This is a genomic window from Lacinutrix sp. C3R15 (assembly GCF_018860825.1).
Lineage (GTDB): Bacteria > Bacteroidota > Bacteroidia > Flavobacteriales > Flavobacteriaceae > Oceanihabitans.
Genome location: NZ_JAHKPZ010000030.1, coordinates 250558 through 267743 on the forward strand (window position 1 = coordinate 250558; position 17186 = coordinate 267743).

The following is a 17186-nucleotide window of genomic DNA, read 5'->3' on the forward strand; positions in this document are numbered from 1 at the left end:
CTATCATTTTCATCGTTTTGAATACTCTGAAGGCGATACGCCATGTAATTTTTTAAAGGATGTAGAAAAGTAAGAATTAGACTCGATACCAATTTGATACATTACTTCGGCCACGTTAAAACCAGTATTACTATCTAATAATTCTGCTGCTCGTTGCAATCTAAAATTACGCAAATACGCATTTGGCACTTGCCCGGTAAGTTGCTTTAGTTTTCTATAAAAATGAGAAGAACTTAAACCTGCCTCTATAGAAAGTTCTTCGACTCCAAAATTAGAATTAGATAAGTTTTCCTCAATTATTTTTGTGATTTTCTCTAAAAATTCTAGATCTTTTTTAGATAAGGCTAATTCTTTTTTATTCTTTGGAGGTAAACTATTTTTAGAAAAATATTCTTTTATCTTCAGATTGTTTTCAATTAGTTTTTTCAGCCGAAGCTCTAGATGTTTTAAAGAAAACGGTTTACTAATATACTCATCTGCACCAAACTCTAAGCCTTTTATTAAATCGACATTATCCCCTAAAGCGGTTAATAACAAAACAGGCATCTGACAAGTTTCCGGGTTGTCTTTTATTCTTTTACATAATTCAAAACCATCCATTTCAGGCATCATCACATCACTTATAATGGTACTAAATTCTGTTTTCTTAATGGCTTCTAATGCTTCCACACCATTGTTGGCAATGGTAATATTATAGGTGTCTGAAAGTGCACTATTCAAAAAATCTTGAATATCTAACTCATTTTCAACCACTAAAACACTATGTTTCTTTTCCTCTTTTTGTTTGCTATCTGCTTCTTTAGCACTTTTTACTTGTAGTGGTACCCAATTTTTTATAAATGACTTTTTAACTCCGATATCCTCAATCTCTACTTCTTCAATTTTTGAAGATGGAATAATCACCGTAAAACGGGTTTCCTTATTTGGTTTACTTTTTACAGATATTCTACCATTAAATAAATCTACCAAAGATTTACAAAAGGACAAACCTATTCCTCCACCACTCACATTTCCATCTTGATTTCCTAATTGATAAAATCGTTCAAAAATATTATTTAAACTTTCTTTCGGAATTCCTTTACCTGTATCTACAACTTCTATTTTAATGTTCTTCTCACTATTTTCAAATACAATGGAAGCTTCAATACTTATGGTACCTTGAACAGGTGTATTTTTAAAAGCGTTAGAGAGCAAATTAAAAAGTATCCTTTCTAGTTTTTCTACATCTATAATAATCTCTTCATTTGGAGAACTTATTTTATAATAAAAATTAATGTTCTTTTCTAAAGCATAATTCTCAAAAGCCTCTGTTGTTGGATATAGGAAATCTCCTAAAGTAGACTTGGTAAAATTTAAATTTAGATACCCTTGCTCTGCTTGTCTAAAGGTTATTAATTGATCTATTAAACTTAAAAGACGATGCGTATTTCTCTTTATTATTGCTAAAAATTTCTCACTTTCTGGATTACTGTTATTTTCTATAACTCTATCTAGTGGACCAGAAATTAATGTAAGAGGTGTTCTAAACTCATGAGATAAATTAGTAAAATATTTAAACTTACCTTGGTTAACCACCTCCATTCTATCTTTATCTAATTGTTCATAGATTAATCTTTGTTTTAATTTTTCATGTTGCACAAAATAGAAAACAATTCCAACACCAACACCTAAAAACAAAAGGATCAAAATCGTATAACTCCACCATGTTTGGTACCAAAGCGGTAAAACAACTAATGTTAATTTTTTAGTTGAAACACTCCAAACACCATCACCGTTTGCAGATTTCACTTTTAAGGTATAGGTACCTGCTTCTAAATTTGTGTATGTTATGGCAGATTTCCCTTCATTTGTTTCTACCCAATCTTTATTAAAACCTTCTAACTTATATGCTATTTTATTTTTTGCAGGTGCAGAAGTATGCTCTGCAACTAAATTAAAAGAAATAATACGCTGACTTTTACTAACCGTTACGGTATCTGTTTCTGAAATCGCTTTTTTAAGAATGATAATATCGTTTAATACCTCTCCTATTTTTATGGGCTTATTATTAATTAATAAGGAGGTTATTAAGACTTTTGGTGCTTGTTTATTTAAAGCTATTTTTTGTGGATCAAAAATGGTCAATCCATTTAAACCACCAAAATACATGAATCCAGATTTTCCTTTGTTATATGCAGATTGTCTATAATTGTTTTGTAATAAACCATCACTTACATCAAAAACATTTACTTTACTGGTTTCGGTATCAAATCTAACCAACCCCATATCTGTACTTAGCCATAAATAACCACCATTTTCTTGTGGCAAAATTCCATAAACAACATCGTCTGGTAAGACATCGTTTTTTCTAAAATATTCCATTTTCAACGGATTGCCATCTGTATCAATGGACAGTTTATTTAATCCACCACCAAAAGTACCAATCCAAATATTTTTTTTAGCGTCTTCATGAAGTGTAAAAACACTATTGTAACTTAGTTTACTAACTCCAGTATTACTTTCTTTATATTGTTTTATTAATTTAATTTCTCCAGCAGTATAAGTACATTGTAACAAACCTGAATCGGTACCAAACCACAATTGATTATTACTGTCTTGTAAGAAAGATTGCACTTTACTAACTTTAACTTTTAAGCTAGATTTAATATTAATATTTGGCTTGCTATTTTTATCAATCTCTTGCCAGGGATTTTCAATAACGATAACTTTATTCCCTGCTAAAACAATATCTGTTTCATTTATTTGTGCAATTTTTCTTGTAAGAAGTATTTGTGTTTTTTCTCCTTTAGATGCAAATAGTACCTCTTTAAAATCTTTTTTAACTGGATGATATACCACTACTTTTTTATCGGTACCAAACCAAATGTAATTTCTTTGATCTTGATAAATACATCGTATAACATCATTCTCTTTAATAGGTAATTTGTTTTGTAAATTTTCAAATTTAATTTTACCAATATTGTTTTCATTAATGGTATCTATACTTCTAAATAGTTTTTTATTGTAACCTGAAACCCAAATTTTCCCATGGTTATCTTCTAAAATGGAGGTTATTAAATTATCGGAAATAGAAAACGTATCGTATGGGTTGTTTGTATAAGAATAAAATGGTTTTTGAAAAACATCTAGTTTATTAATTCCTCCTTGCGCAGTACCTACCCAAAGCACATTAAAACTATCTTGATAAACCGCATTAATTTGATGACTACTAATGGTTTTCTTATCCTTTGCATCAAAATTAAAGTGTTTAAAAGAATTTAGAATGGGATTAAACTTGAATAAACCATCTCCTGTTGTCCCTATCCAAATCGCATTTTCACTATCATTAAAAAGGCCATTAACAAAAAAATTAGAATCTTGATTTGGAACTTGTATTTTTTTAATTAAATATTTAGAACTGGAGTCTAAATTAGAACTGTATAACCCTTTTGTGGTACCAATCCAGAATATATTATCTACTTTAATTATTTCGGTAATTTCTTTATCGTTAAAAAAACTAAAATCGTTAGAATCTGGGATTTCTGTTTTTACTATTGGGGTTTCTGATTGGTAATTAACCTTTTTTAAACCTTTGTTTGTTCCTAAAATGATAGAATTATGTAATCCGAAAGTGAAGGTATTAATATGTAACTTTTCACTTTTAAAATCCAGAATATTTTCAGAAACATCAAATACACCTTCCTTAATATCTTTTAATTTACATCGAATTAATTCTTTAAAAGATGTAATCCAAACATAGCCATCCTTTTTAGAATCTATTTTAGTTACATCGATGTTATATTTAATTGGAACTGTAAAAAAACGTTCTAAGGAAGGAACATAAACATTCACACCTACATTTGTACCTATCCAAAGAATACCATTATTATCGTTAAACAAATAGGTAACATTATTACTAGAAATTGCACCTTTACCTTTAGATTGTGTGTTATATGACTTAAACTCATAGCCATCATAACGAATTAAGCCATTAGGAGTAGCATACCATAAAAACCCATATTTATCTTGCGCTATGGCATTTACGGTATTTTGATTAAAACCTTCATTATTAGAGATTCTTTCAAAGTTTTGCGAATACGTTTGTTGTGTAAATAGTGTTATTAGAAAACCAATAAAGAATATAATTCTATGCATGTTACATTTTTAGTTTGCCTCGAAAATATACATATTATAAATTACTTATGAATAAATTCAAGTAATTTTTTCACCATAGAACTGCTTCCACAGTAGAAAGGAGCGCGTTCATGGATATTTGTTGGAACAACATCTAATATATCTACTTGACCATCTGTAGCAATACCACCTGCTTGCTCTGCTAAAAATGCCATGGGATTACATTCGTAAAGTAAGCGTAATTTACCATCGGCATTAACGGTACTATTGGGATATAAATAAATACCTCCTTTTAGCATATTTCTATGAAAATCGGAAACTAAAGACCCAATATAGCGTTGAGAATACGGTCTATCATCTTCTATTTCTTGACAGTATTTTATGTATTTTTTTACCGAATCTGGAAAATGGCTATAATTTCCTTCATTCACAGAATAAATACTTCCGTTTTTTGGAATTTTTATATTGGGATGCGACAGATAAAAAGTACCAATTGCAGGATTTAGAGTAAATCCGTTCACACCATCACCAGTGGTATATACTAACATGGTAGAAGTACCATAAAAAACATAACCTGCAGCAACTTGTGCTCTTCCTGGTTGTAAAAAATCTTTTTCTTCAACAGGAGTTCCTACTGGTGTAATTCTTCTAAAAATGGAAAAAATAGTACCTACAGAAACGTTTACATCTATATTAGAAGAACCATCTAAAGGATCCATAAGTACTACATACTTACCATTTGATTCTTTATCTTGGCCTTTTATGGTAATAAATTCGTCATTTTCTTCAGAAACAATGCCACAAACAATATTTCTGTTTTTTAAAGATTGTATAAATGTTTTATTTGCAAATACATCTAATTTTTGTTGTTGTTCACCTTGTACATTTACATCTCCAGAATCTCCAAAAAGATCTACTAAGCCAGCTTTATTCACTTCGTGATTTACCACTTTAGCAGCTAATCGCAATGCGTTTAAAAGGCTGGATAGTTCTCCGGTAGAATACGTAAAAGAAGATTGATTTTTAATAATAAATTCTCCTAATGTACTTTTTTGGTGAGGCATTATTTTTAAATTAGCTAGTTATATATAGGACTTCATCATTAAAGCTGCTCCTAATGCACTTTCGTTTTTACAATCTGAAATTTTTATTACAATATCACTCTTTAGCATGTTTAAGAAAGCAATAAATATTAGATTTTTATTAAATCCTCCAGATATATATACTTCTTTAATGGAAGAATTTTCATCTGTGATTAAATTAATTCCTTGAATTACTTTTTTACTAATTTCAAAAATCAACTGATAATAAGCAGCTTCATAATTTGCATAGTATGCCAATAATTCGGGATGTGCTTCAAAATCGCTATCTATTCCTTCGGATAAATAAACACGAGAGTCTTCGAGGATTAACTTTTCACACAACTTAGTATTTAATTGAAGTTGTAAATGCTGATCTATATCTTCTTTAAAATGTTTACTTAAAGCGGTTAAATACACTTCATGAATTTTCCCTAAAAACTGCATGGAAGATTTTATTTGCTGTTTTTGAGGTGTCATAAAACACAAGCAGTTATTTTTTAACTGATGCTGTGTTAAGGTTTCTTTACTAAAAGGATTCATTGCTATAATCCACGTACCTGTAGATAATAAAATAAATTCTTTATCTTTTTCAGATTCCAACAATCTAATGATAGATGCAGAACTATCGTGTAATCCTGTTCCTATTGCTATTTGTTGTCCGTTAAACTCGGTAAGTATAGCTTCTTCACCATTTTGTGGTATAGGTAAATTTAATTTATAATCTGTAACCCATTTATGATACTGCATGGTATCAAAATCCCAGGTTGCTGTATGTGCACCAACAGATGTAAAATCTGCCGTTACTTGTTTTGTAAAAAGGTAGCTTAGATATTGTGGATAGTGCAAGATATTTGCAACTTTGTTCCAAAATTCTGGTTTTTCTTTTTGTAATTTTAATATTTGAAGTCCGGCATTTAGCATACCATAAGCTGGAGATGCTGTTTTTCTAGAAAACTCTTCTTGACCTTCATAAGCTTTATAAAACTCTTGATACACGTCTAATTCTAAGTCTAATGGCTTTAAATAATTATACAAAGGAGTAATTCTATTACCATTGGCATCTAAATAAATAAGACTAGCGCCATGGGTAGAAAAGTTAATCGCTTTTATAACATATTTACCTTCTGCTTGTATTCTTTTTATCTCACTTTGAATCCAATTCTCTATCGATACTATGTCATCACAAGGATAGCCATCTTCATCTAAAACTTCGTCAAAACGAGTTGCATTTCTGTATATTAGCTCGAAGGATTCATCAAATAAAAGGATTTTTTTATTTGTTTTACCAATATCAATTACAGCAATTACATTCATCATCACAAATCAAAATTAAAAAAGGTGTCTACCATAAGGTAAACACCTTTTTAGTTATTCTTATTACTCTTTAAATCCGTATAAAGGACCATAATTCTTACAAGCTCTATAATCTGCGCCTTCTAAGCCTTCGCCAAAAGCAGACCATGCACTTGGTCTAAACACATCATCTTCAGAAACATTGTGCATGTTTACAGGAATACGTAACATAGCCGCTAATGAAATTAAATCTGCTCCAATATGTCCATGAGAAATTGCTCCATGATTTGCTCCCCATTTTGCCATTACTGTGTACACATCTTTAAAGAAACCTGTCCCTGTTGTTCTTGGCACAAACCAAGTTGTTGGCCATGTTGGGTTTGTTCTTTCGTTTAAAACTTCATGAACATCTTCTGGTAATTCAACACTCCATCCTTCTACAATTTGTAAAACTGGACCAATCCCTTTTACAAGATTAATTCTACACATAGTTAATGGAATAGTTCCTTTTGTTTTAAATTGAGAAGAGAATCCTCCTCCTCTAAAATACTCACCAATAGCTGCTGGCCATTTGGTATTATCTAAACATTTTTGAACTTCTTCTTCTGTAATTTCCCAGAATGGCTTCATTGTAGGATTTCCTTCAGCATCTGTTTGTTGTGCAGTAGCATCTAAAGTTGTAGAACCAGAATTGATTAAGTGAATGATTCCATCTTTAGCAATACCTGTTAATTTTTTACCTGTAACTCGTTCTACAGACTCAGGACTCCAGTACGTACGTACATCAGAGAATAACTGTGCTTTATTAGTTAACAAGTGCCCAAACAACATAGAAATAGCGTTTAAACAGTCATTTTCTGTAGCGAAAGTATATGCTTGACGAATACCGTTCCAATCAAAAGAAGAGTTTAAAATAGATTCTGTAAAATCTGCGTTTGGTTGGTAATCTGTCCACTGACGTTGCCCTTGGAAACCTCCCATAATAGCATTTCTACCTTTAGATTCTTCACCAAACCCCATTTCTTTCAATTTAGGATTTCCGTTCATTAAATCTTTACAGATTAAAGTCATTTTCACAACTTTTTCCCATTCTGCATCTTTTACTTCTGCAGATTTTTGCGCTTCTGGGCTGTTATAATCTTTTCCTTCTTTACAGTTTTCTTTAGTCCAAGCTAATGCTTTTTCAAATTCGTCATGATCATAAATACCTTCATCTATACGTCTTAAAAGCTCTACAGACTCTACAAACTCGGCTCTTACACCTAAGTAATCTTGTAAAAAGTTAACATCTACCATAGAACCAGCAATTCCCATAGAACTATATCCTATTGATAAATACGATTTCCCGTTCATTTGAGCCACTGCTAATCCTCCTTTTACAAAACGTAATATTTTTTCAGAAACATCTTGAGGAATGGTTTGATCTCCACTATCTTGCACTTCTTTACCATAAATTCCAAAAGCTGGTAATCCTTTTTGAGAATATCCTGCTAATGCCGCTGCTAAGTAAACAGCACCTGGTCTTTCTGTTCCGTTAAACCCCCAAACTGCTTTAGGAGTTAATGGGTTGGTATCCATAACCTCTGTACCATAACACCAACATGGCGTTACTGTTAATGAAACCTCTACTCCTTCTCTTTTAAATTTATCTGCACAAGCTGCTGCATCTGCAACACCACCAATAGTAGTATCTGCTATTACAACCTCTACTTTTTCTCCACTAGGAAAACGCAACGTTTCTTCAATTAGTCTTGCTGCAGCCTTAGCCATGTCCATAGTTTGAACTTCTAATGACTCTCTAACACCTAATTCACGTCCATCAATCACCGGACGAATTCCTACTTTTGGCAGTCTACCTATTAATCTACTCATGATTATATTTTTTTATTATGTGAATTGTTCTAATTCTGTTAATTGTTCGTTTGAAAGTCCAGCTGGTTGAAATCCTGCTGCCCAACACATCATTAACATTTTAGCACCTTTATTTGCTACATCTAAAAAGTCCCAAGCCTGCATTACATCTGGCGCTGTTGCTGTTGCTCCATGCTTTTCCCATAAGGAAACGTTTCTTGTTTTAAAGGCTTCCATAGTTACTTCTGCTAAAGCCGCTGTACTTGATAAAGCATACGGTGTACAGTGAATACCTTTAGGAACAAATACTTTAACCTCAGGACACATTGCCCAAATTTGTCTGTTTAATTCTTCTTCGTTATCAAATAACTCATGATGACTCATACAGATTAATTCTAATGGATGTGTATGCACAACCGCTAAGTTTTCTGGATGATGAATAGAGTTAAACAAATGGATACTTGCATGAGAAATTAACTCACAAGTTGGTCCAAAATTAGGTCTGTTACCTCCCCAAATAATAGAGTAAGCTGTTGCGTCTTCATTGATATAAAGAATACAAGACACTTCTTCTAACTTGTCTACCAAGTCTCTTAAATAACATCCTGTACCTGTAATATAAATTACAAATCCAGCTGATTCTTTAGGGAAATCGAAAGGTACTTCTTCTCCAATTCCTTGAACATCTTCTTTTTTAAAGAAAGACGTTAAGTTCATAGAAATGTTTCCAGCATTTCTCTCTGCCCATTCTCTTTGCCATAAGTATCCAGCTACTGTAGATACTTTTTTTAATTCTTGTTGTACTTCTATTGGAAGTTTTAGAGTCTTCATAATCTTTTGATAATTTAGATTACAAAACTATTAGATTTATACGTTCAATAAATATTCAAAATCCGTATTTTTGTATCTAATTTAAACATTCTTAAAAAAAATGAAAATTGCTAAAAACGTAAGTTTAGGAGACCCATCCTCTAATTTTCAGAATTTTATTGACTTAAAATTAAAGTTGCTTTGTTGTAGATATTGGCTACTAGACTTGTGGGATTGCCACGACATGGTTTTTCCTTATTGGAGAATATATTGGAATAAAAATGAAGGAGGTGAGCTAATTCATAATGACAAAATAACAACAATGCGCCCAGACATGTTATATATCATTCCGCCATTCACTTCTTTTTCTTCTCGATTTGCTAAACACCACATTTATAAAACGGGTATTCATGTTTCTGGAAACCACCTAACCAACACAATTGATGAGAGCAAATATGAAGAAAAATCTTTAATCCATTTTTTTACGCACTTTAATTTAGGGGTTCCTTTTGACAATGTTTACCCTCGTATTATCGAAATTGAATTAACTGATTATTTAAAAGAAAGGTTAATTTATTTAACCGAAAGATTAAAAATAGAAAATACCGATTTTAAATTAACTTTTAACTTAAAATTACAAGCATTTATTAAAGAAACACTTACCAATATTGGTCCGGAATTATGGAAAACCATAAATATGGATGATCGTGTTTTAAAGGTGATTCGTTTTGTTGAAATGAACGTAAACAAAAAATTAAGTAATGCTGAAATTGCAGATGTCGTTAACATGGCCTCCAATTCTTTTGCACGATTATTTAAACAGGAAATGAATATTTCAGTGCATAATTTTATTCAAAACAGAAAAATAGCAAAAGCTTGTGATTTATTTGAACATTCAAATAACACAATTGAAGAAGTAGCTTTTAATTTAGGATTCTCAGATCGCTATCATTTCTCTAGAGTGTTTAAATCTGTAACAGGCTTAACACCTGCCGTTTACAAGTCTGGAAAATACACTTAATAATACCTTATACAATTATCATGTTTTAACAGAAACAAGACAAATGTTTAAATTGTACATATTATTGATTATTATGGATAAATATTTTTAAGTATTCTATTTATATGTTTGTACGCAATCATTATTTTAATTCCCTATTTGCTTATAAAAATATTACATTCTAAAGTAATAAGCGCTACGGTATAATAAAACATAAAACCTTTTAACATGAAACAATTTGATCAATTTATAAACGGAAAGTTTGTTAAATCCACTTCAACTAAAGTAACAGAAGTTCTAAATCCTTGTACAGAAGAAATATTATCAGAGATACCATATGGATCTGTTGAAGATGCTAATAAAGCATTAGATGCTGCGAAAGAATCGCAACACGCATGGAAATCTCTAACAGCAGTTGAACGTGCTGGTTATTTACATAAAATGGCTAATGTCATTCGTGAAAATCGTGTGTTTTTAGCTGAGACTTTAGCTGCAGAACAAGCAAAAGTGATAGGCTTAGCACAAGTAGAAATTGATGTTACAGCTGATTATTTTGATTATTATGCAGGTTTTGCAAGACGTATAGAAGGAGAAATTATACAAAGTGACCGTAAAAAAGAACACATTTTTTTACATAAAGCACCTATTGGAGTTGCTGTAGGTATTTTACCTTGGAACTTCCCATTTTTTGTAATGGCAAGAAAAGTTGCTGGATCTTTAATTACAGGAAACACTTGTGTAATTAAACCTAGCTGTATTGCACCAAATACTATTATGGAATGGGTAGATTTAATACAAAAAATAGAATTACCTGCTGGTGTATTAAACTTTGTGTGTGGTTCTGGGCCAGTTGTTGGAAATGCACTTTCTAAAAGTCCTATTACAGGTATTATCAGTTTAACTGGTAGTGTATTTGCAGGTCAAAAAGTTATGGAAGCTGCTTCTGAAAACATTACAAAAGTATCTTTAGAATTAGGTGGTAAAGCTCCTGCTATTGTTTGTGCTGATGCAAATTTAGAATTGGCAGTTAATGCCGTTGTTGGTTCTAGAATTATTTATAGCGGACAAGTATGTAATTGTGCAGAACGTGTGTATGTTGAAGAATCTATTCACGATCAATTTTTAGATATGGTTACTGCTAAAATGAACGCATTAAAAGTAGAAGATGCTTTTTCTGACAACAATCCAGATATGAGTGCATTGGTTTCTAAAGCACAATTAGATAAAGTAGCCGAAATGGTTGAGTTTGCTAAAAAAGAAGGCGCAGAAGTTTTAATTGGAGGAGAGAAATCTAGCCAATTTGATAAAGGATATTTTTACCAACCTACATTACTAACTAACGTAAGACAAGATATGCAAATCATACAAGATGAAGTTTTTGGTCCTGTATTACCAGTAATGAAATTTAGTACTTTGGATGAAGCCATTGCATTGGCAAATGATTCTGAGTATGGTTTAACATCATCCATTTTCTCAGAAAACTTCAACAAAGTAATGCATGCCGCTGAAGAATTACAATATGGAGAAACCTATATAAATAGAGAACATTTTGAAGCTATTCAAGGGTTCCACGCAGGATGGAAAAAATCTGGAATTGGTGGAGCTGATGGAAAACATGGTATGGAAGAATACCTTCAAACAAAAGTGATTTACGCACAATACAGATAGAAATTAAAAGCAGATTATTAAAGCACTATTCATTTTTAGATTTTAATTTGAATGGTGCTTTTTTTTCATTGAAACAAAAAAACAAGACGAAATGACGAATTCAACAAAAGTACCAGTAGTATCTAAAGAGGTCATAATTCCATTTATACTCATTACATCTTTGTTTGCTCTTTGGGGATTTGCTAATGACATTACAAACCCAATGGTAGCTGCCTTTGCAACTGTTATGGAAATTTCAACAGCAAAAGCTGCTTTAGTACAATTAGCATTTTATGGTGGTTACGCAACCATGGCTATTCCTGCGGCACTTTTTGTTAGAAAATACAGCTATAAAAGCGGTATTCTTCTAGGATTAACATTATACGCTATAGGCGCATTATTATTTTATCCTGCGGCACAATTTGAAGTGTTCGGTTTTTTCCTTGGATCTTTATACATCTTAACCTTTGGTTTAGCTTTTTTAGAAACCACTGCAAACCCTTTTATTTTGGCAATGGGAGACGAACGCACAGCAACACAGCGTTTAAACTTAGCACAAGCCTTCAACCCTATTGGTTCTCTTTTTGGTATGTTTGTAGCCTCTAAATTCATACTTATAGCATTAGATTCAGACATAAGAGATGAAGCAGGTAAACTTGTTTTTAACACTTTAAGCGAAGCCCAAAAGGCTGTTATTAGAACACACGATTTAGAAATCATTAGAAACCCTTATATTATTCTTGGCTTTGTAGTTATAACAATGTTAGTTATAATATCTATTACCAAAATGCCTAAAAGAACTGTTAGTGACAACCCTACTAGTGCAGCATCTTCGTTTAAAAGATTATTTAAAAACGGAAAATATAAAGAAGGTGTTTTAGCACAACTATTTTATGTAGCAGCTCAAATTATGTGCTGGACATTCATTATTCAATATGCAGAAAACTTAGGAATATCAAAAGCAGAGGCACAAAATTACAACATTATTGCAATGGCTATATTTTTATGTAGCAGATTCATTAGTACCTTTTTAATGAAATATGTAAATTCAAGAAAACTACTTATGGTTTTTGCTTTATGTGCTATGGTAACAATTTCTGGTGTTATATTAATTGAAGGCATTTTAGGTCTTTATTTATTAGTTGCTACCTCTGCATTTATGTCTTTAATGTTTCCTACCATTTACGGGATTGCTTTAGACGGATTAAGAGCAGACGATACTGCTATTGGAGCAGCTGGCCTAGTTATGGCTATTGTTGGAGGTGCTTTAATGCCTATTTTACAAGGATTAATGATAGACACAGAAAAAATAGGACCTTTTTCTGGTGTTAACTTTTCTTTCATTCTTCCTTTTATCTGTTTCTGTTTTATTGCATTATACGGTTACAGAACATTAAAATTTCACAAGTAACAATAGTAATGAAAAGATATTGTTTTGCTTTAGATCTCATTAATGACGCTAAACTCATTTCAGAATATAAAAATATCATGAAAAAATATGGCTATAGAATTTAACTCAAAATACCCATCAGTAGATGATTTAAGAACAAAGGCAAAAAAAATGATTCCAAAATTTGCTTTTGAATATCTAGATGGTGGATGCAATGAAGATATAAATCTTCATAGAAACACATCTGAACTAAGAGATGTTCAGCTAATTCCGCAATATTTAAGGAATTTTAACGGAGCTAGTTTAAAAACCAAGTTATTTGGTATTGAATATGATGCTCCTTTTGGAATAGCTCCAGTAGGACTACAAGGATTAATGTGGCCAAATGCTCCAGAAATTTTAGCAAAAGCTGCACATAAACATAATGTTCCTTTTATTTTAAGTACCGTTACTACAACAAGTATTGAAAGAGCCGCAGAACTAACGGAAGGAAAGGCATGGTTTCAACTATACCATCCTACAGAAAACCGTCTAAGAGACGACATTATAAAAAGAGCAGAAGCTGCAGAATGCCCAGTATTAGTTATACTATGCGATGTACCTACTTTTGGTTTTAGACCAAGAGACATTAGAAATGGTTTGGCAATGCCTCCTAAAATGTCTGTTAAAAACATTATACAAGTTCTAGGAAAACCAAAATGGGCAATAAATACCTTGCGTTATGGACAACCAAATTTTGCAACCCTAAAACCATATATGCCTAAAGGTTTAGATTTAAAACAATTAGGTAAATTTATGGATGAAACCTTTTCAGGACGCTTAAACGAAGAGAAAATAAAACCTATTCGCGATATGTGGAAAGGAAAAATAGTATTAAAAGGGGTAGCCTGCGAAGAAGATGCTAAAGAAGCAATTCGTTTAGGATTAGACGGAATTATTGTATCTAATCACGGAGGAAGACAACTAGATGCGGGAGAATCTTCTATTAAACCTTTAACCAACATTGCTGCTAAATATGGTGATCAAATTGAGGTAATGATGGATAGTGGTGTTAGATCTGGTCCAGACATAGCAAGATCTCTTGCTAGTGGAGCTAAATTTACTTTTATGGGTCGTTCTTTTATGTACGGTGTTTCTGCTTTAGGAAACAAAGGTGGTGACCATACCATTTCGCTTTTAAAAACAGAGTTACAACAAGTAATGGAGCAGTTATGCTGTGAAAGAGTGGAAGATTTACCAAAACATTTGGTTATTAAATAATCCAAACACTTTATAAGCGTGCATCCATTCTTATTTAGCTAAAAAGATAATACCTCACCATTTGCCATTACAGCAAAAAAAAGGGCTTAAATAAGCTTAAAAAAATGTTTTAAACCATTATTATATAATACATACTAACAAAAAAGCCTTTCAATTTCTTGAAAGGCTTTTTAATATAGTAACTAGAAGTGGATCCTTTTTTTTTTAATAACAAAACAATTACTAACCCCTTAAATCTACTCCAAAAAAAAAGAGTAACCATTGCTGATTACTCTTACTTAGCTGCGGATATCATTAAAAAATAGAACCAATTTAGACGTGATTTTTTGGCTGTGATTGAATTCTACGAGTAGTTTTCTACTCAAAATCAAGAAAAACCAATACTAGAACACAAATAAAATTTCAATAAAAAACAATATATTTAAACCAAAATAAACAAACGGACTGTGACCCAACTGCCCCTAGAACCAAACATTTCAATTTCTAAATTAGCATCTGTGTTTAAGAACACAAGTGCAACATATAAATTTTATTGGTTTTGGGCTATCTTACAATCAATAGAAGAAGGAAATAAGGTAATAGAGAAAAGAGAAATCTTTGCTAGAATGATTACTCTCTCATGGTATACCGTTAATTACTTTCATATATCATTTGGTAAACAAGACCTCATACAGAGTGCAATTTTAGAAATAAAAGATATAGAAAAGTTAAGTGTTGATGCAAATCATAAGGTAATTTTAGAAAGACTATTAACCACCACCCACCCTAGAACGACTTCAATCTTAAATCATTTTAATAAAAACGTTCCTCATAAATTTTTAAGTCCTTGGTTAGGCTCTGAATCAAAATCTAAGACTTACGAACATTCACTAAATCATTCTTTAAAAGCTCCGTATTCATTGTATAATGATTCTATTGCGATTTCAGATATTTGGTTACAATATTTTATTAGAAATAGTGGAATTTTAAAAACTTTCTGCTATTGGAATCTTAGTCTATTCCTCCAAAGTAGGAATCCAAATGTTCCAGATATTCCAAATAAAATACATCGCCCAATCATTAGACGCGGACTAAACAAGCATAAAAAGAAATTCTGGGATTTAGTTATAACAGAAATTGGAGCTGTAAAATGTATATATACTGGTAAACCACTAAATATTGGAGAATATGTAATTGAACATTTTATCCCCTACCAGTTTGTTGCACATGATTTAATGTGGAATTTAATTCCAGCTGATAGTAGTTTTAATTCTAAAAAAAGAGATAAGCTCCCAAAATTTGATGATTTTTTTAATTCGTTTTATGAAATTCAACAAAAAGGTGTAGAAATCATTAAAAGCAAAAATCCGAAGAATAGTTTTCTTGAAGATTATCTTCCAATATTTCCAGATTTAAATATTAAAAAAGACAAATTTGAAGAACAAATAAAACCATTACTTATAATTGCTCATAACAACGGGTTTCAATACATGTAACTATGAAAGATTTCTTATCAATTCCTTCGGAAAGAATTATATTTAAAAATGATTTTTTCTTTATTATTAGAGATATATATCCAGTTTCAGAAGGGCATCTATTAATTATCTCTAATGAATTAAAAGAAGATTATTTTGAGTTATCCTCTAAAGAAAAAGGCAATTTACCAGAAGTAATCCTTAAAGCAAAATCTTTAATAGAATTAGAATACAGTCCAGATGGATATAATATTGGAATGAATTGTGGAAAATATGCTGGACAAACAATATTTCACTTTCACTGTCATATCATTCCTAGATATAAAGGAGATATTGAAAACCCAACTGGAGGAGTTAGAGGTGTAATACCTAATAAGATGAAATATTAGTACTTTTCTAACCACTTATCAATTTCAGCTACAATAATATCCGTGTTTTCATTAACATCCTTTCCTGTATATCTTAAAACTTGAAATCCTAATTCTTGTAGTTTTCTATCAATTCGTTTATCTCTCTGCGCCTGCTCTTCTGTTCTTTCATGATAAGTATGTCCATCTGTATAAACACACAATTTAATATCTCTTTTCTATATGTAAAAATCAGCAACAGTTAAAACTTCTTTAAAGTTATTTTTGGGATTATTATATGATTTACCAACTATTGAAATATTTTCCCCTTTCCAGTTTAGAGGATATTGAGATTTAAATCTAATACGATTATCTTTTAATGCAAGAAATAGTTTTCTTTCAAGAGGGCTTTGTAAATCAAAAATACAAGTCAAACAGTTGTCAGACAATTTATAATTACAATTTTGGCAAAGTTCATCTTCAGCATAATGTTTGTCAAGTATATTTGCTTTATCATTCGTAATGTTCAAATTTTCAGCTGTTGTAGTTGATTCTATTAATTCAGAAATTTTATCTCTTAATTCTGTCAACTCATCTAATCCACAACGTATAGTTTTACTCCAATTCTGCCCTTTTTCATTTACTGAAATAAGATACTCAGTCATTTCCTTTACTGAGTTATCATCACTTCTTAAATCCCTATATATTCTTTTAATTTTTTCAATTTCTATTGGGATTCTTGCCATGTCTTAATTTTATTACTATTGATTATTTAACTTGCATTCATTTTCATCTAAAACCACAAAAAACCAGACACTTTCGTATCTGGTTTTTTTTTAGTAGCGGGAACTGGACTCGAACCAGTGACCTTCGGGTTATGAGCCCGACGAGCTACCTACTGCTCTATCCCTATAAATATCAACACTTTAACACTCTATA

General features: G+C 31.4%; 13 protein-coding genes and 1 tRNA gene. 6 read left to right on the forward strand and 8 right to left on the reverse strand.

Features of this window, described 5'->3' with window-relative positions; translation table 11 throughout:
- Positions 1-9: 9 nt before the first annotated feature.
- Genes KO494_RS09770 through rhaD form a run of 5 tightly spaced genes read right to left on the reverse strand, consistent with a single transcriptional unit; the run spans position 10 to position 9170 of the window.
- Positions 10-4134, reverse strand: a complete 4125-nt coding sequence (locus KO494_RS09770; protein ID WP_215967420.1) for a two-component regulator propeller domain-containing protein — start codon at positions 4132-4134, stop codon at positions 10-12.
- Between the two features lie 41 nt (positions 4135-4175).
- Entirely contained in the window at positions 4176-5177 is a 1002-nt protein-coding gene (gene fbp, locus KO494_RS09775) for a class 1 fructose-bisphosphatase (RefSeq protein ID WP_215967421.1), read from the reverse strand.
- Between the two features lie 18 nt (positions 5178-5195).
- The gene (locus KO494_RS09780) at positions 5196-6512 is read right to left on the reverse strand and encodes an FGGY family carbohydrate kinase (protein WP_215967422.1); all 1317 of its coding nucleotides are present in this window, start codon (positions 6510-6512) and stop codon (positions 5196-5198) included.
- A 60-nt stretch (positions 6513-6572) separates the two neighbouring features.
- Positions 6573-8360, reverse strand: coding sequence for an L-fucose isomerase (locus KO494_RS09785; RefSeq protein ID WP_215967423.1), 1788 nt, complete (start codon positions 8358-8360; stop codon positions 6573-6575).
- A gap of 15 nt (positions 8361-8375) precedes the next feature.
- Positions 8376-9170 carry a rhamnulose-1-phosphate aldolase gene (gene rhaD, locus KO494_RS09790; RefSeq protein ID WP_215967424.1) on the reverse strand — a complete coding sequence of 265 codons (795 nt, stop codon included), beginning with the start codon at positions 9168-9170 and terminating at the stop codon, positions 8376-8378.
- A 100-nt stretch (positions 9171-9270) separates the two neighbouring features.
- On the opposite strand from rhaD, the gene KO494_RS09795 reads away from it, so the two are divergent.
- The 6 genes from KO494_RS09795 to KO494_RS09820 all read left to right on the forward strand — a co-directional run bounded on the left by KO494_RS09795 (position 9271) and on the right by KO494_RS09820 (position 16289).
- Positions 9271-10170 carry an AraC family transcriptional regulator gene (locus KO494_RS09795; protein ID WP_215967425.1) on the forward strand — a complete coding sequence of 300 codons (900 nt, stop codon included), beginning with the start codon at positions 9271-9273 and terminating at the stop codon, positions 10168-10170.
- A gap of 207 nt (positions 10171-10377) precedes the next feature.
- Positions 10378-11817 carry an aldehyde dehydrogenase gene (gene aldA, locus KO494_RS09800; protein ID WP_215967426.1) on the forward strand — a complete coding sequence of 480 codons (1440 nt, stop codon included), beginning with the start codon at positions 10378-10380 and terminating at the stop codon, positions 11815-11817.
- Positions 11818-11908: 91 nt separating this feature from the next.
- Complete coding sequence (gene fucP / locus KO494_RS09805; protein WP_215967427.1) at positions 11909-13207, forward strand: L-fucose:H+ symporter permease; 1299 nt, start codon at positions 11909-11911, stop codon at positions 13205-13207.
- A gap of 87 nt (positions 13208-13294) precedes the next feature.
- Entirely contained in the window at positions 13295-14446 is a 1152-nt protein-coding gene (locus tag KO494_RS09810; protein ID WP_215967428.1) for an alpha-hydroxy acid oxidase, read from the forward strand.
- A gap of 497 nt (positions 14447-14943) precedes the next feature.
- Positions 14944-15921: an HNH endonuclease domain-containing protein gene (locus tag KO494_RS09815; protein ID WP_303427562.1), complete on the forward strand. Its 978-nt coding sequence runs from the start codon at positions 14944-14946 to the stop codon at positions 15919-15921.
- Between the two features lie 2 nt (positions 15922-15923).
- Positions 15924-16289, forward strand: a complete 366-nt coding sequence (locus tag KO494_RS09820) for an HIT family protein (protein ID WP_215967429.1) — start codon at positions 15924-15926, stop codon at positions 16287-16289.
- Here KO494_RS09820 and KO494_RS09825 read toward each other — a convergent pair.
- The 3 genes from KO494_RS09825 to KO494_RS09835 form a co-directional block, all read right to left on the reverse strand.
- Positions 16286-16471, reverse strand: a complete 186-nt coding sequence (locus KO494_RS09825) for a DUF559 domain-containing protein (RefSeq protein ID WP_215967430.1) — start codon at positions 16469-16471, stop codon at positions 16286-16288. The genes KO494_RS09820 and KO494_RS09825 overlap by 4 nt on opposite strands.
- A gap of 15 nt (positions 16472-16486) precedes the next feature.
- Positions 16487-16993, reverse strand: coding sequence for a hypothetical protein (locus KO494_RS09830; RefSeq protein ID WP_215967431.1), 507 nt, complete (start codon positions 16991-16993; stop codon positions 16487-16489).
- Positions 16994-17087: 94 nt separating this feature from the next.
- Positions 17088-17160, reverse strand: a tRNA-Met gene (locus KO494_RS09835).
- Between the last annotated feature and the right edge of the window lie 26 nt (positions 17161-17186).

What these genes read in the sequence shown, in the direction of transcription:
- KO494_RS09770 (WP_215967420.1), bottom strand. Translation starts at nt 4,134, where the DNA reads ATGCATAGAATTATATTCTTTATTGGTTTTCTAATAACACTATTTACA.
- fbp (WP_215967421.1), bottom strand. Translation starts at nt 5,177, where the DNA reads ATGCCTCACCAAAAAAGTACATTAGGAGAATTTATTATTAAAAATCAA.
- KO494_RS09780 (WP_215967422.1), bottom strand. Translation starts at nt 6,512, where the DNA reads ATGATGAATGTAATTGCTGTAATTGATATTGGTAAAACAAATAAAAAA.
- KO494_RS09785 (WP_215967423.1), bottom strand. Translation starts at nt 8,360, where the DNA reads ATGAGTAGATTAATAGGTAGACTGCCAAAAGTAGGAATTCGTCCGGTG.
- rhaD (WP_215967424.1), bottom strand. Translation starts at nt 9,170, where the DNA reads ATGAAGACTCTAAAACTTCCAATAGAAGTACAACAAGAATTAAAAAAA.
- KO494_RS09795 (WP_215967425.1), top strand. Translation starts at nt 9,271, where the DNA reads ATGAAAATTGCTAAAAACGTAAGTTTAGGAGACCCATCCTCTAATTTT.
- aldA (WP_215967426.1), top strand. Translation starts at nt 10,378, where the DNA reads ATGAAACAATTTGATCAATTTATAAACGGAAAGTTTGTTAAATCCACT.
- fucP (WP_215967427.1), top strand. Translation starts at nt 11,909, where the DNA reads ATGACGAATTCAACAAAAGTACCAGTAGTATCTAAAGAGGTCATAATT.
- KO494_RS09810 (WP_215967428.1), top strand. Translation starts at nt 13,295, where the DNA reads ATGGCTATAGAATTTAACTCAAAATACCCATCAGTAGATGATTTAAGA.
- KO494_RS09820 (WP_215967429.1), top strand. Translation starts at nt 15,924, where the DNA reads ATGAAAGATTTCTTATCAATTCCTTCGGAAAGAATTATATTTAAAAAT.
- KO494_RS09830 (WP_215967431.1), bottom strand. Translation starts at nt 16,993, where the DNA reads ATGGCAAGAATCCCAATAGAAATTGAAAAAATTAAAAGAATATATAGG.